Source organism: Streptomyces sp. NPDC012794 (assembly GCF_042901085.1).
GTDB lineage: Bacteria > Actinomycetota > Actinomycetes > Streptomycetales > Streptomycetaceae > Streptomyces.
Window position 1 is genome coordinate 48048 of sequence record NZ_JBIBCI010000006.1, and the last position, 16393, is coordinate 64440.

Sequence of the window (16393 nt, forward strand, 5' to 3'; positions counted from 1 at the left end):
ACTCCGCCGGTTTGACGAGCCCTCACCGCACCTGCACTATTCCACTAACGTGTTAGTGGAATAAGGGGGTGGGATGGAGTTCCGAATCGACCGGCGCAGCGGTGTCGCCACCTACCTGCAGCTCGTCACGCAGGTCAAACAGGCCCTGCGGCTGGGGGTGCTGGAGCCGGGCGACCGGTTGCCGACGGCCCGGGAGGTGGTTGCGGCCACCGCCATCAACCCGAACACCGTCCTCAAGGCGTACCGGGAGCTCGAGCGCGAAGGGCTCGTCGAACCCCGCCCCGGCGCGGGCACGTTCGTGCGCCGCTCCCTCTCGCACCCCGGCGCGGCCGCCGATTCGCCGCTGCGCCTGGCCCTGGCGGCCTGGATGGCACAGGCCCGCGAGGCGGGACTGGACCGCGAGGACATCACGGCGCTCATCGCGGCCGCCGTGGACGAAAGCTTCAACCCCGGGCCCGGGCGGCCCGGGCGATCGAGAGAGGAAACGGCGTGAGCGATCCGCACCACGCGCCGGCACTACGGGCCACCGGGCTCGGGCGGGAGTTCGGCGGCCGCCGGGCCCTGCACGCGTGCGACGTCGAGCTGCCCGCGGGCGGCGTCACGGCCCTCGTCGGCCCCAACGGCGCCGGCAAGAGCACCCTGCTCCAGCTCGCGGCCGGTCTGCTGCGCCCCAGCAGCGGAGGGATACGCGTCTTCGGCGAGGCCCCCGGCACCGCCGGGGCCCGTCGGCGCACCGCGTTCCTGGCCCAGGACAAGCCCCTGCACGCGGGCTTCACCGTCGCCGACACCCTGCGCCTGGGCCGCGAACTCAACCGCGGCCAGTGGGACCAGGACGCCGCCGAACAACTGCTCACCGGCTCCGGCATCCGCCGCGCGGCCCGGGTCGGATCGCTGTCCGGCGGCAACCGGACCCGGCTCGCGCTGGCCCTCGTACTCGGCAAGCGCGCCGACCTGCTGCTCCTGGACGAGCCGCTGGCCGACCTCGACCCGGTCGCCCGGCACGACGTCACGGCCCTGCTCATGACCGAGGCCGCCGAGCGCGGCACCGCCATCGTGATGTCCTCGCACGTCCTGGCCGAGCTGGAGGACGTCTGCGACCACGTCGTGCTCCTCAAGGACGGGGCCGCCCGGCTCTGCGGCGACGTCCAGGAGCTCTGCGCGGCGCACACGTGGATCACCGGCCGGGCCGACCCCGTGGAGGGCGACGGGCTGCCGCGCTCCTTCGACCGCGGCAGCGTCGTGCACTCCGCCGTCGGCGGCCGTCAGGTCACCGCGCTCGTCCGTACGCCGCCCGGCGCCCCTCCGTCCCCGGACGGCGCGGCGGACGGCCGCTGGATCACCGAAACCCCCACCCTGGAGTCCCTGTTGCTCGCCCACCTGCGCGCCCCGGGCCGCACCGCCGAGAAGGAGGCCGCCGTATGAAGGGCGTGCTGTGGCTGGCCTGGCGCCAGCAGCGCCTGATGATCCTGTCCGCGCTGGCCCTGCTGGCGGTCTGCGCGGCGTGCGTGGCGCACTGGCGCTCCGAGATGACGGAGCTGATCGCCGCCACCGGGTGGGAGCCCTGTCCGGGCTGGAACGGAGGCTGTGAGAGCCCCGTCACCTTCCAGATCATGGACTGGAACTCCGCCGGCATCCGCGCCCTCGGCGGTCTCGGCCTCGCGGTACCGGCGCTGATCGGCGTGTTCTGGGGCGCCCCGCTCATCGGCAGGGAGCTGGAGACGGGCACGTTCAGACTGGCCCTCACCCAGGGCGTGGGGCCGCGCCGCTGGTTCGCGGCCCGCTTCGGCCTGGCGGCGCTGGTCGCCGTGCTGGTGGCGGTGGTCATCGGGGGGCTCGTCGCCTGGTGGTGGCTGCCCATCGCCAACACCCTCGACGGCCCCTACTGGCACGACGCCCCGGTCTACAACGCGACCGGCCCGGCCCCGGTGGCCTGCGCCCTGTTCGGCCTCGCCGCCGGTACGCTCGCGGGCCTGCTCGTCCGCCGCGTACTGCCCGCCATGGGCGTGGCGCTGGCCGCGATCTTCACGGTGATGGTGTGCGTGACGTACTTCCGCACCTCCTGGACGGCCCCCGAGACCCGGATAACGCCCGGTATGACCCCGAAGCGGCCCGTCGGCAGTGCCTGGTCCACCGGGCGGTTCGGGTACCTCACGCCCGACGGCCGCGAGCACTCCATAGACGGTGTCTGCCAGCTCTCCGGCGAGGAACTGCGGGCCTGCATGGCCGAACACGGGTTCGTCGCCCGCTACCACAAGGTCTACCCCAGCGGCGACTTCTGGACCTTCCAGTGGATCGACACCGCCCTGTACCTCGGTGCGGCCGCCACGCTCGTGGCCCTGACCCTCCTCGTCCTGCGCCGACGCACCGCCTGACGGCTCCGGCCGCACCGGGCGCACACCTCCCGGCCGCCGGGCGCCCCCGCCCGGGCGGCCGCACCGCACACGGCCCGACCACCGCACCCTGACCGTCCGCACCTCAAGGGGACTCCTCATGGCCACCCAGAAGAACCTCACCGCCGACCGCACCGGCCTCGGCCACAAGGTCCGCTACGCGCTGGGCCATCCGACCCGCATCGCCCCGTACGTACGCCGTGCCGCACGCGACCGCTGGCTGCGCCTCAAGCACCCCGACCACGTGGCCTACTACCGCGCCGTCATGGCGTCCGACACCGGCCGCAACCCGGAGGCCGCCGTCGGGAGCCAGACCCACGACCGCTGGCTGGCCCTCGGCAAGATGCAGTTCGACTACCTCGTGCGGCACGGTCTCACCCCGCGCCACCGCATGCTCGACATCGGCTGCGGCAACCTGCGCGCCGGCTGGCGCTTCATCGAGCACCTGGAGACGGGCCACTACTACGGCATCGACATCTCGCCCGACATCCTCATCGAGGCCAAGCGGACGCTGACCGGCCGGGGACTCCAGCACAAGCTGCCGCACCTGACGATCACCCAGGACCTCACCCTGGACTTCCTCCCCGACCGGCACTTCGACGTGGTGCACGCGCACAGCGTGTTCTCCCACTCGCCGATCGGGATCATCGACGAGTGCCTCGCGCACGTGGAGCGCGTCCTGGCGCCCGGCGGCTGGTTCGACTTCACCTTCGACCGCACCGAGGGCACCGAACACCACGTGCTGCGCGAGGACTTCTACTACCGCACCGAGACCCTCGTCGACCTCGCCGCCCGGCACGGGCTGAAGGCGCGCTTCATGGAGGACTGGGAGGAACTCGGCCACGGCCAGTCCAAGATCCGCGTCACCGCCGCCTGACGGCATCCGGCCCGGGGGCGAAGCCTGCTCGAAGGCTTCCCCCCCGGGCCTCTTCGTGCGCAAAAGTGCGTGGTACCGGACTACTTCGAGCAGGTTCCTTCAAATCGCCCACCCGAGTCCGCTATCTTGCCGGGTGCATGCCAAGGCGGGTGTATCCGCGATCCGGACCGCACGAGGAGCTGCCCCATGAGTCCGACGAGACTGTCCCTGAGGCGCGACCGGCACGATCCCCCACCCCGGCACCACCGCACCGGCCGCCCCGGCCGCCACCGCACCCGCCTCGCCGCCCTGCTCGCCGCCGCGCTCGCGGCCGCCGGCCTCGCCGCGGCCGGCCCGGCCACCGCCCGCGCGGCGGCCGCCGCCCCGGCCGCCACGGCGGGGACGGTCACCGGCATCTCCCAGTCGGGCGCCACCTTCACCGTGAGCACCTCCAGCGGGGCCAAGGCCCGCGTGGTCGTCGCCCGCGCCGACATCTTCCGCCTCTGGCTCTCCCCCGACGGGGCCTTCACCAACGACCCGGCCGGCTCCGACCTCGCCCCCACCACCGACTTCGGCCCGGTGAATGCCCGGTACACCGACGCGGGCGGCCACTTCCGGATCACCACCGGAGCCCTCTCCATCCGGGTCAACAAATCGCCCCTGCGGTTCTCCGTCTACCGCGCCGACGACTCCACCCCCGTCTGGCAGGAGACCCAGCCCACCAGCTGGGGCGGCGGCAGGACCACCCAGTACCTGGCGCGCGGCGCCGACGAGCAGTTCTACGGCACCGGCCTGCGCCTCGGCGAATGGGCCCTGCGCGGCAAGACGGTGCCGGTCGCCGTCGACAACAAGTGGCGCGAGAACGACAACGCCAGCCCGGCCCCCTTCTACATGTCCACCAACGCCTACGGCGTCATGCGCAACACCTGGGCCCCGGGCTCGTACGCCTTCAACGCGCCCACCACCCTCACCCACGACGAGACTCGCTTCGACGCCTGGTACTTCACGGGCGACTCCCTCAAATCCGTCCTCGACGCCTACACCGACGTCAGCGGCAAACCCTTCATGGCACCCATGTGGGGCCTGGAACTCGGCAACGCCGACTGCTTCAACGCCTCCAACCCCGACTACCAGGGCGACCACGACCGCCCGCGCCACCAGACCACCCCCGACGTGACCGGCTACGCCGCCGATGCCCGCGCCGCCGACATGCCCTCGGGCTGGTTCCTGCCCAACGACGGCTACGGCTGCGGCTACACCGCACCCCTGAAGTCCACCGTCGACGCCCTGAAGGCCAAGGGCTTCCAGACCGGCCTGTGGACCTCCACCGGTCTCGGCTCCATCGCCGACGAGGTGGGCACCGCGGGCAGCCGGGGCGTCAAGACCGACGTGGCCTGGATCGGCAGCGGCTACAAGTACGCCTTCCAGGGCGTCCAGCAGGCCGTCGACGGCATCGAGAAGAACTCCGACGCCCGCCGCTTCGTCTGGACCGTCGACGGCTGGGCCGGCACCCAGCGCAACGCCGTCGTCTGGACCGGGGACACCTACGGCACCTGGGACGACATGCGCTGGCACGTCCCCGCCATCACCGGCGCGGGCCTGTCCGCCCTGAACTACGCCGCCGGCGACGTCGACGGCATCTTCGGCGGCAGCCCCAAGACGTACGCCCGCGACCTCCAGTGGAAGGCCTTCACCCCCGCCTTCATGACCATGTCCGGCTGGGGCGCCACCAACCCGTCGGCCGGCTACCAGGACAAGCAGCCCTGGCGCTTCGCCGAGCCCTACCTCTCCATCAACCGCAAGTACCTCCAGCTGAAGATGCGGCTGATGCCCTACCTGTACACGATGAGCCGCACCGCCCACGAGAGCGGCGTCCCGAGCACCCGCGCCATGGTCCTGGAGTACCCCGACGACCCGGTGGCCCGGGGGAACCTCACCAGCGGCCAGTTCATGGCCGGAGACTCCTTCCTCGTCGCGCCGGTCGTCTCCGACACCTCCGTCCGCGACGGCATCTACCTGCCCGCCGGGACCTGGACGGACTACTGGACCGGGAAGACGTACGCCGGCCCGGGCTGGCTGAACGGCTACCGGGCACCCCTCGACACCCTGCCGCTGTTCGTCAAGGGCGGGGCGATCGTGCCGATGTGGCCGCAGATGAACTACACCGGCGAGAAGCCCGTCGACACCCTCACCTACGACATCCACCCGCGCGGGACCTCCTCCTTCAGCCTGTACGAGGACGACGGCCGCACCCGCGCCCACCAGAGCGGCGCCTTCGCCCGCCAGCGCGTGGACGTCAGCGCACCGGCGGCCGGCCCCGGCACGGTGACCGTCTCCGTGGGCGCCCCCACCGGCGGCTACGCCGGACAGCGGGCGGCCCGCGGCTACGAACTCACCCTCCACGTGGCCTCAGCCCCCACCGCCCTCACGGTGGACGGCGCGGCGCTGCCCCGCCTCGCCGACAAGGGCGCGTACGACACGGCCGCCACCGGATGGTTCTTCGACCCGGCCGACCGCGCCGGCGTCCTGTGGGTCAAGACCGGTACGAAGCAGGGCGCGTTCGGCGTCACCGCCACCGGCACCTCCGTCCCGGCGGCCGACCCGGTCCCCGTCACCTCCACGCCCGTCCCGCAGACCGCCTGGAAGCTGCTCTCCGCCGACAGCCAGGAGACCGCCGCAGAGAACGGCGCCGCCGTCAACGCCTTCGACGGGGACCCCGCCACCCTGTGGCACACCGCCTGGTCCACCGGCAAGGCGGCCGCCCTGCCGCACGAGATCAGCATCGACCTGGGCGCCCGCTACCGCGTCGACGGTCTCGGCCACCTGCCGCGCCAGGACGGCGGGGTCAACGGCCGGATCGGCGGCTACGAGGTCTACGTGTCCGACACCACCACCGACTGGGGCACCCCGGTCGCCACGGGAACCTTCGCCGACACCCCGACGGCCAAATCCGTCACCCTCGCCCCCAGGACCGGCCGCTACCTGAGACTGCGCGCCCTGACCGAGGCGGGCGGCCGCGGCCCCTGGACCAGCGCCGCCGAACTCACCCTCACCGGCCGCCCCGCACCGCTCCCCGCCGACGCCACCCTCGTCAACGCGGCCTCCGCGCGCTGCCTGGACCTGCCGCACGGCGACACCACCCCGGGCACCGCACCCACCCTCTACTCCTGCCACGGCGGCCCCAACCAGCGCTGGACCCTCCACGACGACGGCCGCCTCACCGGCCTGAACGGAGTCTGCCTCGACGCCGCGGACCCCGCCCGGATCACCGTACGGACCTGCGCGGCCGGCCCCGCGCAGACCTGGCAGCCGGGCCCGGACGGCAGCCTGCGCAGCGCCGGCCAGTGCCTCACCCCGGCCGGCTCCGGCACCGCCGACGGCACCGGCCTCACCCGCGCCCCCTGCACCGGCAGCGCCGCCCAGCGCTGGACCTTCACCCCCTGACCCCCCGACCGGGTCCGGCCCGGCCCCCCACGCCGGGCCGGACCCGCCTACGGGTGGGCCTGCCGCCCACGCCCGCGCCCGCCTCCGCCAGGGGGCGGGAGCGCCCCGGCAGCAGCCAGGCCGCCACCAGGCCCAGGCCGGCCAGCGCCGCCAGGGCCGTCAGCGGCCCGCCCGCCCTACCGGCCCCCGAGGCACCGGCCCCGGCGCCCGCCGCGACCGCGATGCCCAGGCTCGGGCCCACGTTCATCGCCGTCTGCTTGAGCCCGCCCACCACACCCGCGTACCCGGCGGGGGCGTCGCCGACCACCGTCCCGGTGGCGGTGACCATCACCGCCGCGAACCCGGCCCCCAGCACCCCGAAGGCCACCCCGCCGCCCACGTCCAGCCCCGCCGTGCCCAGCACCGTCAACGCCGTTCCCGCGACCGCCGTCCGCCGTGCCCCGTACCGGCGCAGCGCGGCCGCCGCGACCGGCGCCCCGGCAACCATCAGCGCCGTCAGCGGCAGCGCCCGCACCCCGGTGGCCAAGGGGCTGAGCCCCCGTACGTCCTGGAGCAGGAACGTCGCCGTGAACAGTGCCCCGAACATGCCGGCCGACACCGTCAGCAGCAGCGCCATCGAAGCCGCCACCGGCCCCGACCGCGCCACCGGGGCGGGGACCAGCGGCAGTTCCGCGCGCCGCTCTCCCCGCACGAACAGCGCCCCGAGCGCCGCGGCCGCCCCGAGGCCCAGCAGCGTCGGCCCGTCCCTCCATCCGTGCTCCGGCACACCGGCCAGTGCGTGCACCGCCACCCCAGGGTGGCCGCGAGCAGCACCGGAGCGGCGGGGCCCAGCCGCCCCGGCTCCCGCCGCTCCGGCGCGGGCACCCGTACGGCGAGGGCGAGGGCGGCGATCAGCAGCGCGGCCGGCACGTTGACCAGGAACACCGCCCGCCAGCCCAGCAGTGCGACCAGCACCCCGCCCAGCAGCGGCCCCGCCGCCGCGGCCACCCCGATCGCGCCGGTCCGCACCGCGACCGCCCGGCCCAGCCGCTCCGGCGGGTACGCCAGCCGCAGCAGGGCCAGCGTCGCGGGCTGCAGCAGCGCCCCGAACACCCCCTGCACGGCGCGCAGCGCGATCACCCAGCCGACGCCGGGCGCCAGGGCGATCCCCGCCGAGGCGGCGGCGAAGCCGAGCACGCCCGTCAGCAGCAGCCGGGAGTGCCCGTAGCGGTCCCCGAGGCGCCCGGCGACGACGAGGAAGGCGGCGACGGCGAGCAGGTAGGCGGTGCTCGTCCACTGCACTTCGGCCACCCCCGCCCCCAGATCGCGGCGCAGGGCCGGCTGCACCACGACGAGCACCGTGCCGTCGAGGGCGACGAGCATCGCCCCGGCCACGCTCACCAGGAGGGCGAGCCGGGGCCTCACGCCCCCTCCGCCCCGAGGTGCGCGTCGACCACGGCGTCCACCACCGCGTCCAGGAGCGGGCGGCCGTCCGCGGCCGCACCGGCCCCGTCCGCGTCCGCCCCGGCCGGGTGGACGCCCAGCACCAGCGGCAGACCGCCGTAGTCCCACAGCTGGGCCGCCCCGTGCAGTCCCGCCCACAGGGCGGCCGCCGTCACCCCGGGCCGATCCGCCCCGCACCCGGCGACCAGCCGGGTCAGCAGCGCGAACAGGGGCAGGGTCCGCTCCCGCAGCCGCGGGGCGGCGGAGGGCTCCTGGCCGGTGCTGTCCAGCAGGTCGTGCCGGAACATCAGCTCGAACATCCCGCGCTGCTCCAGCGCGTAGCCCACGTAGACCCGTCCCAGTGCCCGCACGTGCTCCCGGGGCGCGGGCTCCCCGGCGCCGGCCGCGCCGAACCGGGCCCCGAGATCGGCGAAACCGCGCCCGGCGATGGCCGACAGCAGTGACTGGTGCGTGGGGAAGTACCGCCGGGGCGCCCCGTGGGACACCCCGGCGCGGCGGGCGATCTCCCGCAGCCCGAGCGAGCCGGTCCCCTCGCTGGTGACCAGCTCCACCCCGACGTCGATCAGCCGCTCACGCAGCGGCGCGTCCGATTCCATGGGCCCTGTCCAACACGGCGAGTGGACAGTGTCTACTCGCTCCTGCCCGCCGGTTCCCCCCGCGCCCGGCGGGTAGGCGCCGGGGAGCAGCGACCGCACACCGGGAGGCCGTCATGGGAAGCGGAATCTGGGGATACGCGAGCGGATCGGGCCACGCGCCCGGCACGGACCTCATCGGCTACGAGGTCGAGGCGGCCGACGGGTCCATCGGCAAGGTCGACCGGCACACGGACGACGTGAGCCGCTCCTACCTCGTCGTCGACACCGGCCCCTGGATCTTCGGCCGCAAGGTCGTCATCCCGGCCGGCGTCGTCTCCCGCGTCGACACCGAGGAGAAGACGGTGCACCTCGGCTGCACCCGCGACCAGGTCAAGGACTCGCCCGACTACGAGAAGAACGGACGGCACGAGGACGAGCCCGCCTTCGTCCGGCTCATCGAGACCCACTACTCCGGCCCGCACATGTGAGGAGGAGCCGGGACGGCCGCCGCCGAGGACGAATCCGGCCCGCGCGGCGAAATCCCCTGGTGGACGGCCACCCCGCAGGTGATCATCGCCGGATGACCACAGACACGATCACCGCTTCGGCCTCGGGCACCTGGACCCTCGGCGACCTCCAGGTCAACCGCGTCGGGTTCGGCACCATGCGCCTGCCGCAGAACGGCCCCGCGCTCCGGGCCGATGCCGTCTCCGGCGACCGCGACCGGGCGATCGCCGTCCTGCGCCGCGCGGTGGAACTCGGCGTGAACCACATCGACACCGCCGCCTTCTACTTCTCCCCGCTCCGCTCCGCCAACGAGCTGATCAACAGCGCCTTCGGCGGCTCCTACCCCGACGACCTCGTCATCGCCACCAAGGTCGGCCCCGCCCGCGACGCCTCGGGGGAGTGGGCCGACCACGCCGGCCCCGGGCAGCTGCGCGGCCAGGTCGAGGAGAACCTGCGCCAGCTGGGCCGCGACCACCTCGACGTGGTCAACCTCCGCGTCCTGCCCACCCAGCCCCACTTCGCCGAACGCTTCGCAGCCCTCGCGGAACTCCGCGAGGCCGGGCTCATCCGCCACCTCGGCGTCTCCAACGTCACCCCCGAACAGCTCGCTCAGGCGCAGGCCATCGCACCGGTCGTCTGCGTGCAGAACATGTACGGCATCGGCGTACGCCCCGAGTACGACGACTTCGTACGCTCCTGCGGGGAGCAGGGCATCGCCTTCGTGCCCTTCTACGCGATAGCCGCCGCCGGCCGCGAGACCGGCGCGGCCGGCTGCGCCGAGAGCGAGGAACTGCGGTCCGTCGCCCGCGCCCACGGTGCGACCCCCGCCCAGGTCCGCATCGCCTGGACCCTCCGGCAGGGACCCCACGTCCTGGCCATCCCCGGCACCGGCAACCCCGACCACCTGGCCGAGAACGTCGCCGCCGGCGCCCTGCGCCTCACCGAGAAGGACCTCGCCCTGCTGGACGGCCTCCACCGCACGGCGGCGCCGTAGCGGACCGGCCGGCCGGGGCCGCACCGCCGCCCCGGCCGCGTCCGGCACAATCGGCGGATGAGCGAAGAGACCCCCGCCGGCTCCGGCGGCCCGCACGACCAGGACCCCTACCTCTGGCTGGAGGACGTGGAGGGCGAGGAAGCGCTCTCCTGGGTCCGGGAACGCAACGCGGAGACCGTCGCCGCGCTGACTACCCGCCCCGCGTTCAAGGAGCTGGAGCGCGAGGTCCGCGAGGTCCTCGACGACGACGGGCGCATCCCCTACGTCGTCCGGCGCGGCCGCCACCTCTACAACTTCTGGCAGGACGCCTCCCGGCTGCGCGGCGTCTGGCGGCGCACCACCCTCGAGGAGTACCGCACCGGGCAGCCGGCCTGGGAGACCCTCCTGGACCTCGACGCGCTCGCCGAGGCCGAGGGGGAGAAGTGGGCCTGGGCCGGCAGCACCGTGCTGGGCCCCGACCACCACCACGCCCTGGTCATGCTCTCCCGCGACGGCGCCGACGCCTGCGTGGTACGCGAATTCGACCTGCGGACACTGGAGTTCGTCCAGGACGGCTTCACCGTCGAGGAGGCCAAGACCCGGGTGGACTGGATCGACGCCGACCACATCTGGATCGGCACCGACTTCGGCCCCGGCTCCATGTCCCCCTCCGGCTACCCCCTCCAGGTCCGCCGCTGGCGCCGCGGCACCCCCCTCGCGGAAGCCGAGAAGGTCTACGAGGGCCACCCCGACGACCTGTCCGCCACCGGCTGGCACGACGACACCCCCGGCTTCGAACGGGACTTCCTGTCCCGGCAGATCGACTTCTGGAACGGCCGGCTCTTCCTGCTCCCCGAAGACCCCGCCGGGCCGCCCGAGGAGATCGACGTACCGGACGACGCCGTCGCGGGGGTCCACCGCCAGTGGCTGGTCGTCCAGCCGCGCTCCCCGTGGCTCGGCCACCCCGCCGGCAGCCTGCTCGCCTTCGGCTTCGACGACTTCCGGGCCGGCGGGCGCGAGGCCGCGGTCCTGTTCACCCCGGACGAGCGCACCGCCCTCGCCGGCTACAGCTGGACCCGCAACCACCTCCTGCTGCGCACCCGGGCCGACGTCTCCTCCCGCCTGGAACTGCTCACCCCCGGCCCGGACGGCTGGAGCCGCGCCCCGCTGGACGCCGTACCGCCGCTGTCCACGGCCTCGGTGGTGTGCACCGACCCCGACGAGAGCGACGAGTACTTCCTCGACGTCACCGGCTTCCTCCAGCCCTCCACCCTCTTCCGCGGCGAGGCCGGAACCGCGGGCGCGGAGGTCCTCAAGCAGGCGCCCGCCCTCTTCGACACCTCCGGGCTGCGGGTGAGCCAGTACTTCGCCACCTCCCCCGACGGCACCCGCGTCCCGTACTTCGTCATCGGCCCCGAGGACCGGCCCGGCCCGGGCCCCACCCTGCTCTACGGCTACGGCGGCTTCGAGATCTCGATGGTCCCGCACTACAGCGCGGTCACCGGCCGGACCTGGCTCGCGCGCGGGGGCACCTACGTCGTCGCCGGCATCCGGGGCGGCCGCGAGTACGGGCCCGCCTGGCACCAGGCCGCCCTCGGCGCCAACCGCGTCCGGGCCTTCGAGGACTTCGCCGCCGTCGCCCGGGACCTCACCGCGCGCGGCATCACCACCCCCGCCCAGCTCGGCATCGAGGGCGGCAGCAACGGCGGCCTCCTGATGGGCGCGATGCTCACCCGCGACCCCGGGCTCTTCGGCGCCGCCGTCGCCCACGTACCGCTGCTGGACATGCTCCGCTTCCACAAGCTCCTCGCCGGAGCCAGCTGGACCGCCGAGTACGGCAACCCCGACGACCCCGCCGACCGGCCCCACCTGGAGCGGATCTCCCCCTACCACCGGATGCGGGCCGACGGCCCCGCGTACCCGCCCCTGCTCCTGCTCACCTCCACCCGGGACGACCGCGTCCACCCCGGCCATGCCCGCAAGGCCGCCGCCCGGCTGCGCGAACTGGGCCACCCCGTCCTCTTCCACGAGCACATCGGCGGCGGTCACTCCGGCGCCACCGACCACCAGCAGACGGCCTTCAACGAGGCCCTCGTCGCCACCTTCCTCTGGGAGCGCCTCACCCCGCCGAGGTGACGGCCGGCGTGCTCATGCGAGGGCGCGGGCGATCAGGAGGGCGACGTCGTCGTGCGTGTCGGGCCGGCGCAGCGCCGACAGCAGCAGGTCGCAGGTCTCCTCGAGGGGGCGGTGGGGGCCGGCCAGGAGGTCGGTCAGGGTCAGCAGCCGGGCGTCGATGTCCTGGTCGCGGGTCTCGACCAGCCCGTCGGTGTAGAGCACCAGCTCGTCGCCCTCCCCGAGCGCCACGGCCGTGTTGCCGAAGGGCACGCCGCCCACGCCCAGGGGCACCGCCGTCGGCAGCCGCAGCAGCCGGGGAGGGCGGCCGCTGCGCAGGTGGACGGGCGGCAGGTGGCCGGCGGTGGAGATGTGGCACAGCCGGCTGTGCGGGTCGTAGACGGCGTATACGCAGGTGGCCATGGCGTCGCCGAGGTCGCCGGTCGCGGCGTCGAGGTGGGTCAGCACCGTGGCCGGGTCGAGGCCGAGACGGCCCAGGGCGCGGGCCGTGGCGCGCAGCTGGCCCATGGTCGCCGCCGCGTTGATGCCGCTGCCCATCACGTCGCCGACCACCAGCGCCGTCCGGTCCCCGGTGAGCGGGATGACGTCGAACCAGTCGCCGCCGGTCTCGTCGGCCGCCCCGGCGGGCTGGTACCGGTAGGCGATGTCCAGCCCGGGGGCCGCCGGCGGGTGCTGGGGCAGCAGGTGCCGCTGGAGGGCGAGGGCGGCGTGGCGCTGGCGCTGGTACCAGCGGGCATTGTCGATGGACACGGCCGCGTGGGCGGCGAGTTCCGAGGCGAGCAGCACGTCGTCGGGGCCGAACGGCACGGGGTTGCGGGCGCGCTTGAGGTCGAGGGTCCCGAGGACCTGGCCGCGTGCGATCAGCGGCACCGCGAGGTACGAGTGCACCCCCGCCTCGGCCAGCAGCCGGGCGGCGTCCTCGTCGCGGGCGATGCGGGGCAGGTCCTCGGGCCGGACGTGCGGGAGGAGCTCGGGCCGGGCGGTGCGGGCGCAGCGCGCCACCAGCCGCTCGGGGCGGTACGACGCCACGTCGCCGACGGGATCGGCCGCCGCCTCGGCAGGGGTGTGGTAGGCCGCCTTCACCGCGAGCGCGCGGAACCGTACGCCCCGGTCTTCGGCGGCCTCGCCGGGCCGGGGGCCCGTCAGGATGGTGTCGAGGACGTCCACGGCGGCGATGTCGGCGATCTCCGGGACGGCGACGTCGGCCAGCTCCCTGGCGGTGATGTCCAGGTCGAGGGTGGTCCCGATGCGCACCGAGGCGTCCGCGATCAGGGCCAGGCGCCGGCGGGCGTGCGCGGCGGACACGGCGGCCCGGTGCTGGTCGGTCACGTCGACCACCGACACCGCCACGCCGATCACCCGGGCCGCCTGGTCCTCCAGCCGGTAGATCGACACCAGCCACGCCCGCTCCCCGGACTCCCCGGAGACCCGGCCGGTGGTGAACTGGTCCAGCACCGGCACGCCGGTCGCCATCACCTCCCGCATCCGTGCCTCGACGGCCTCCGCGTCCAGGAAGGGCAGGACGTCGGAGACCCGCTGCCCGAGGTGCCGCTCGGCGGACACCCCGTTGATGCGCTCCAGCGCCGGGTTCACCAGGACGTACCGCAATGCGGGGTCGAGGACGGCCAGCCCGATGGGGGACTGGTCGACCATGCGCAGCGACAGGGCCAGATCCCGTTCGACGCGGCGCAGCGTCGCCTGCTCGGAGGCCAGGCCCAGCGCGTAGAGCCTGCCGTTGGAGGCCTGGAGGCGCATGTTGCGGAACTCGACGAGCACGCTGTGGCCGTCCCGGTGGCGTACGGGGAAGGAGCCCGCCCACGCGCCCTTGCCCGACATCACCCGGGCGAACAGCTCCAGGACCTCCTCGCGGTGCCCCTCCTCCACCAGCAGCACGGCGGCGTACTGGCCGAGCGCCTCCTCGGCCGGGTACCCGAAGAGGGTTTCGGCCTGCGGGCTCCACAGGCTGATCCGGCCCTCGGAGTCCAGGACCACGGCGGCCACGCCGAGCACGTCGAGCAGACCGCCCGGCGCCGGAGATCCCGCTCCGGGGCCGCCGGCCGGCGGTTCGGGCTGCGCATCGGCCATCGCCGGCCTCCTCACCCGGGCGCGGACTCCCCACCATGCTGATGCCCCGGCCCGGTCCCGGCGACCCGGTCGCGGCTATCGGTGGTGGCCTGCCCGCCGGGGGAGTCCGGACGGGGTGGGGTGAGCGGCGCCGGAGGCGGGTGGCGGGGCCCCGCCGTCCGGTGCGGACGGCGGGGCCCCGTTGGTGGGCCGGTTCCGGTCAGTGGAAGAGCATGGACGCGCCGCCGGCCGCGGTGGTCACGGATCCCGGACACAGGAAGCTGCCCGAGACCTTGGTGGCGGTGAAGGCCTGGTTGACGTACTTCCCGGTCGCCGCGTCGAGGCCCCACAGGATGTTCGTGGCCTTGTAGCGGCAGGACACGAAGCTCTGCTGCCCGGTGATGTCGATCAGGTCGGTGCGGGCGGTGGTCCCGGCGGCGTCGAAGGTGAAGGCCGGGTTGTTGTTCAGGGTGGCGGTGATGCCGCCGTCGCAGGTGAGGTTTCCGCCGGGCCTGTTGATGGTGGTGCGGTCGACGGTCAGGGCGCTGGGGGGATTGGCGCTGGTGCGGGCGTTGGTCCAGGTGCATGTGTTGCCCGCGACGACGATGACGCCGTCGACCTTCTGCTCGGCGGTGGGGCCGAAGGCGGCGGCGCTCGTAACACTGCCGGCCGTGGCCGCGAGGGCCAGTGCGGCGACGGCGAGTTTCGCACGGTGCATCATGTCGCTCCTCTGTGACACGTCCTTGTGGGGGTGTGGTGCGAGGGCGGTGCGGAGTGCGCCACGGAATGTGTCACAGCGGCCTTGAAATGTCATGTGCACTTCATGAATTGGCCGGAATGTGGCCCCGGCCAGGGGTGATCCGGGAGGGATGATCCGGGTAGGGGCGGGCGAGGGGAGCGTCAGGGGACGTCCGTGTCCGTCGGCTCGGCCTCGTAGACGTGCGGGGCGTCCCCCTGCCACTCGATCAGCGAGGGCGCGCCGCCGAGCACCACCTCGTCGGGGTCCGGGACCTCCGCGCGGCGCAGGAACTCGATCACGTCGGCGTCGGTGTGGGCGGTGCCCAGGGGCGCGTCGCGGTCCTGGACGCGCAGGGTGACCCGGCGGCCGCCCGAGGGGGAGATCCGGTGGACGACGATCGGCGCGTGCTCCATGCCTCCACCCTGGAGCCGGTCCGCCACCGGCGCATCCGGACGCGGACGCGGCGGGGCGTCCGCGCCGGGGCGGCGCGTGGCAGGCTGGGGGACATGTGCGGCCGATACGTCTCCACCCGCAGCCCCGAGGACCTGTCGGGCCTCTTCCATGTCCCCGCGCCCCCCTCGGAGCATGAGCTGCCGCCCAGCTGGAACGTCGCCCCGACGGACGCGGTGTGGGCGGTGCTGGAGCGCGCCGACCGGGAGAGCGGGATCCTCGAACGGCAGCTGAGGGCGCTGCGGTGGGGGCTGGTGCCGTCCTGGTCGAAGGATCCGGGCGGCGCGGCCAAGATGATCAACGCCCGGGTGGAGACGGTCGCCGACAAGCCGGCCTACCGCCGGGCCTTCGCCAAGCGCCGCTGCCTGCTGCCCGCCGACGGCTTCTACGAATGGCGGTCCGTCCCGGCCGCCGGGTCCGCGAAGGCGTACAAGCAGCCGTACTTCATCAGCCCGCAGGACGGCACGGTGATGGCGATGGCCGGTCTGTACGAGTTCTGGCGCGACCCGTCCGTCACCGACCGGGACGACCCGGCCGCGTGGTGGGCGACCTGCACCGTCATCACCACCGAGGCCACCGACGCCGCGGGCCGCGTCCACCCCCGGATGCCCCTGGTTTTGGCCCCCGCCGACTACGACGCCTGGCTCGATCCCGCGCACGAGGACCCCGACACCCTGCGCGCCCTCCTCGCCACCCCCGCCGAAGGGCGCCTGGAGGTCCGCGCGGTGTCCACGGCGGTCAACAACGTGCGCAACAACGGCCCCGAACTCCTCGAGGACGCCCCGGTGTCCTGAACCCGCGGCGCCCTCACCGCCGCAG

General features: G+C 74.3%; 13 protein-coding genes and 1 pseudogene. 9 read left to right on the plus strand and 5 right to left on the minus strand.

The features are described 5' to 3' along the window. Positions 1-73 precede the first annotated feature (73 nt). The 5 genes from ACFY7H_RS13540 to ACFY7H_RS13560 all read left to right on the plus strand — a co-directional run bounded on the left by ACFY7H_RS13540 (position 74) and on the right by ACFY7H_RS13560 (position 6690). Positions 74-493, plus strand: coding sequence for a GntR family transcriptional regulator (locus ACFY7H_RS13540; protein WP_388937571.1), 420 nt, complete (start codon positions 74-76; stop codon positions 491-493). Then, complete coding sequence (locus ACFY7H_RS13545; protein ID WP_388937573.1) at positions 490-1422, plus strand: ABC transporter ATP-binding protein; 933 nt, start codon at positions 490-492, stop codon at positions 1420-1422. The genes ACFY7H_RS13540 and ACFY7H_RS13545 overlap by 4 nt, the downstream gene beginning before the upstream one ends. Further along, positions 1419-2372, plus strand: coding sequence for a transporter (locus ACFY7H_RS13550; RefSeq protein ID WP_388937575.1), 954 nt, complete (start codon positions 1419-1421; stop codon positions 2370-2372). The genes ACFY7H_RS13545 and ACFY7H_RS13550 overlap by 4 nt, the downstream gene beginning before the upstream one ends. Positions 2373-2490: 118 nt before the next feature. Next, complete coding sequence (locus ACFY7H_RS13555) at positions 2491-3267, plus strand: class I SAM-dependent DNA methyltransferase (protein ID WP_388937577.1); 777 nt, start codon at positions 2491-2493, stop codon at positions 3265-3267. 186 nt (positions 3268-3453) lie between these two features. Continuing rightward, entirely contained in the window at positions 3454-6690 is a 3237-nt protein-coding gene (locus ACFY7H_RS13560; protein ID WP_388937579.1) for a TIM-barrel domain-containing protein, read from the plus strand. On the opposite strand, the pseudogene ACFY7H_RS13565 reads toward ACFY7H_RS13560, so the two are convergent. Together ACFY7H_RS13565 and ACFY7H_RS13570 are read right to left on the minus strand one after the other, a co-directional pair. After that, a pseudogene (locus tag ACFY7H_RS13565) lies at positions 6680-8052 on the minus strand (MFS transporter). The gene ACFY7H_RS13560 and the pseudogene ACFY7H_RS13565 sit on opposite strands and share 11 nt — an antisense overlap. 38 nt (positions 8053-8090) lie before the next feature. After that, positions 8091-8729, minus strand: a complete 639-nt coding sequence (locus ACFY7H_RS13570) for a TetR/AcrR family transcriptional regulator (RefSeq protein WP_388937581.1) — start codon at positions 8727-8729, stop codon at positions 8091-8093. 113 nt (positions 8730-8842) lie between these two features. Here ACFY7H_RS13570 and ACFY7H_RS13575 point away from each other — a divergent pair, with 113 nt between their 5' ends. From ACFY7H_RS13575 to ACFY7H_RS13585, 3 genes are all read left to right on the plus strand, one after another. Beyond that, positions 8843-9196, plus strand: coding sequence for a PRC-barrel domain-containing protein (locus ACFY7H_RS13575; RefSeq protein WP_388937583.1), 354 nt, complete (start codon positions 8843-8845; stop codon positions 9194-9196). Between the two features lie 92 nt (positions 9197-9288). Beyond that, entirely contained in the window at positions 9289-10209 is a 921-nt protein-coding gene (locus ACFY7H_RS13580) for an aldo/keto reductase (RefSeq protein WP_388937585.1), read from the plus strand. Positions 10210-10266: 57 nt separating this feature from the next. Continuing rightward, positions 10267-12324: a prolyl oligopeptidase family protein gene (locus ACFY7H_RS13585; protein WP_388937586.1), complete on the plus strand. Its 2058-nt coding sequence runs from the start codon at positions 10267-10269 to the stop codon at positions 12322-12324. Between the two features lie 12 nt (positions 12325-12336). On the opposite strand, the gene ACFY7H_RS13590 is transcribed toward ACFY7H_RS13585, so the two are convergent. From ACFY7H_RS13590 to ACFY7H_RS13600, 3 genes are all read right to left on the minus strand, one after another. Then, on the minus strand, positions 12337-14406 hold the full coding sequence (locus ACFY7H_RS13590) for a SpoIIE family protein phosphatase (RefSeq protein ID WP_388937588.1): 2070 nt from the start codon (positions 14404-14406) through the stop codon (positions 12337-12339). 199 nt (positions 14407-14605) lie between these two features. After that, positions 14606-15106 carry a hypothetical protein gene (locus tag ACFY7H_RS13595; protein WP_388937590.1) on the minus strand — a complete coding sequence of 167 codons (501 nt, stop codon included), beginning with the start codon at positions 15104-15106 and terminating at the stop codon, positions 14606-14608. A gap of 179 nt (positions 15107-15285) precedes the next feature. Next, positions 15286-15537: a hypothetical protein gene (locus ACFY7H_RS13600; RefSeq protein WP_388937592.1), complete on the minus strand. Its 252-nt coding sequence runs from the start codon at positions 15535-15537 to the stop codon at positions 15286-15288. A 93-nt stretch (positions 15538-15630) separates the two neighbouring features. On the opposite strand from ACFY7H_RS13600, the gene ACFY7H_RS13605 reads away from it, so the two are divergent. Beyond that, positions 15631-16368, plus strand: a complete 738-nt coding sequence (locus ACFY7H_RS13605; RefSeq protein ID WP_388938116.1) for an SOS response-associated peptidase — start codon at positions 15631-15633, stop codon at positions 16366-16368. The last annotated feature ends 25 nt before the right edge of the window (positions 16369-16393 follow it).

Coding starts and splice junctions, on each gene's coding strand:
- ACFY7H_RS13540 (WP_388937571.1), top strand. CDS start 74: ATGGAGTTCCGAATCGACCGGCGCAGCGGTGTCGCCACCTACCTGCAG.
- ACFY7H_RS13550 (WP_388937575.1), top strand. CDS start 1,419: ATGAAGGGCGTGCTGTGGCTGGCCTGGCGCCAGCAGCGCCTGATGATC.
- ACFY7H_RS13555 (WP_388937577.1), top strand. CDS start 2,491: ATGGCCACCCAGAAGAACCTCACCGCCGACCGCACCGGCCTCGGCCAC.
- ACFY7H_RS13560 (WP_388937579.1), top strand. CDS start 3,454: ATGAGTCCGACGAGACTGTCCCTGAGGCGCGACCGGCACGATCCCCCA.
- ACFY7H_RS13570 (WP_388937581.1), bottom strand. CDS start 8,729: ATGGAATCGGACGCGCCGCTGCGTGAGCGGCTGATCGACGTCGGGGTG.
- ACFY7H_RS13575 (WP_388937583.1), top strand. CDS start 8,843: ATGGGAAGCGGAATCTGGGGATACGCGAGCGGATCGGGCCACGCGCCC.
- ACFY7H_RS13580 (WP_388937585.1), top strand. CDS start 9,289: ATGACCACAGACACGATCACCGCTTCGGCCTCGGGCACCTGGACCCTC.
- ACFY7H_RS13585 (WP_388937586.1), top strand. CDS start 10,267: ATGAGCGAAGAGACCCCCGCCGGCTCCGGCGGCCCGCACGACCAGGAC.
- ACFY7H_RS13590 (WP_388937588.1), bottom strand. CDS start 14,406: ATGGCCGATGCGCAGCCCGAACCGCCGGCCGGCGGCCCCGGAGCGGGA.
- ACFY7H_RS13595 (WP_388937590.1), bottom strand. CDS start 15,106: ATGATGCACCGTGCGAAACTCGCCGTCGCCGCACTGGCCCTCGCGGCC.
- ACFY7H_RS13600 (WP_388937592.1), bottom strand. CDS start 15,537: ATGGAGCACGCGCCGATCGTCGTCCACCGGATCTCCCCCTCGGGCGGC.
- ACFY7H_RS13605 (WP_388938116.1), top strand. CDS start 15,631: ATGTGCGGCCGATACGTCTCCACCCGCAGCCCCGAGGACCTGTCGGGC.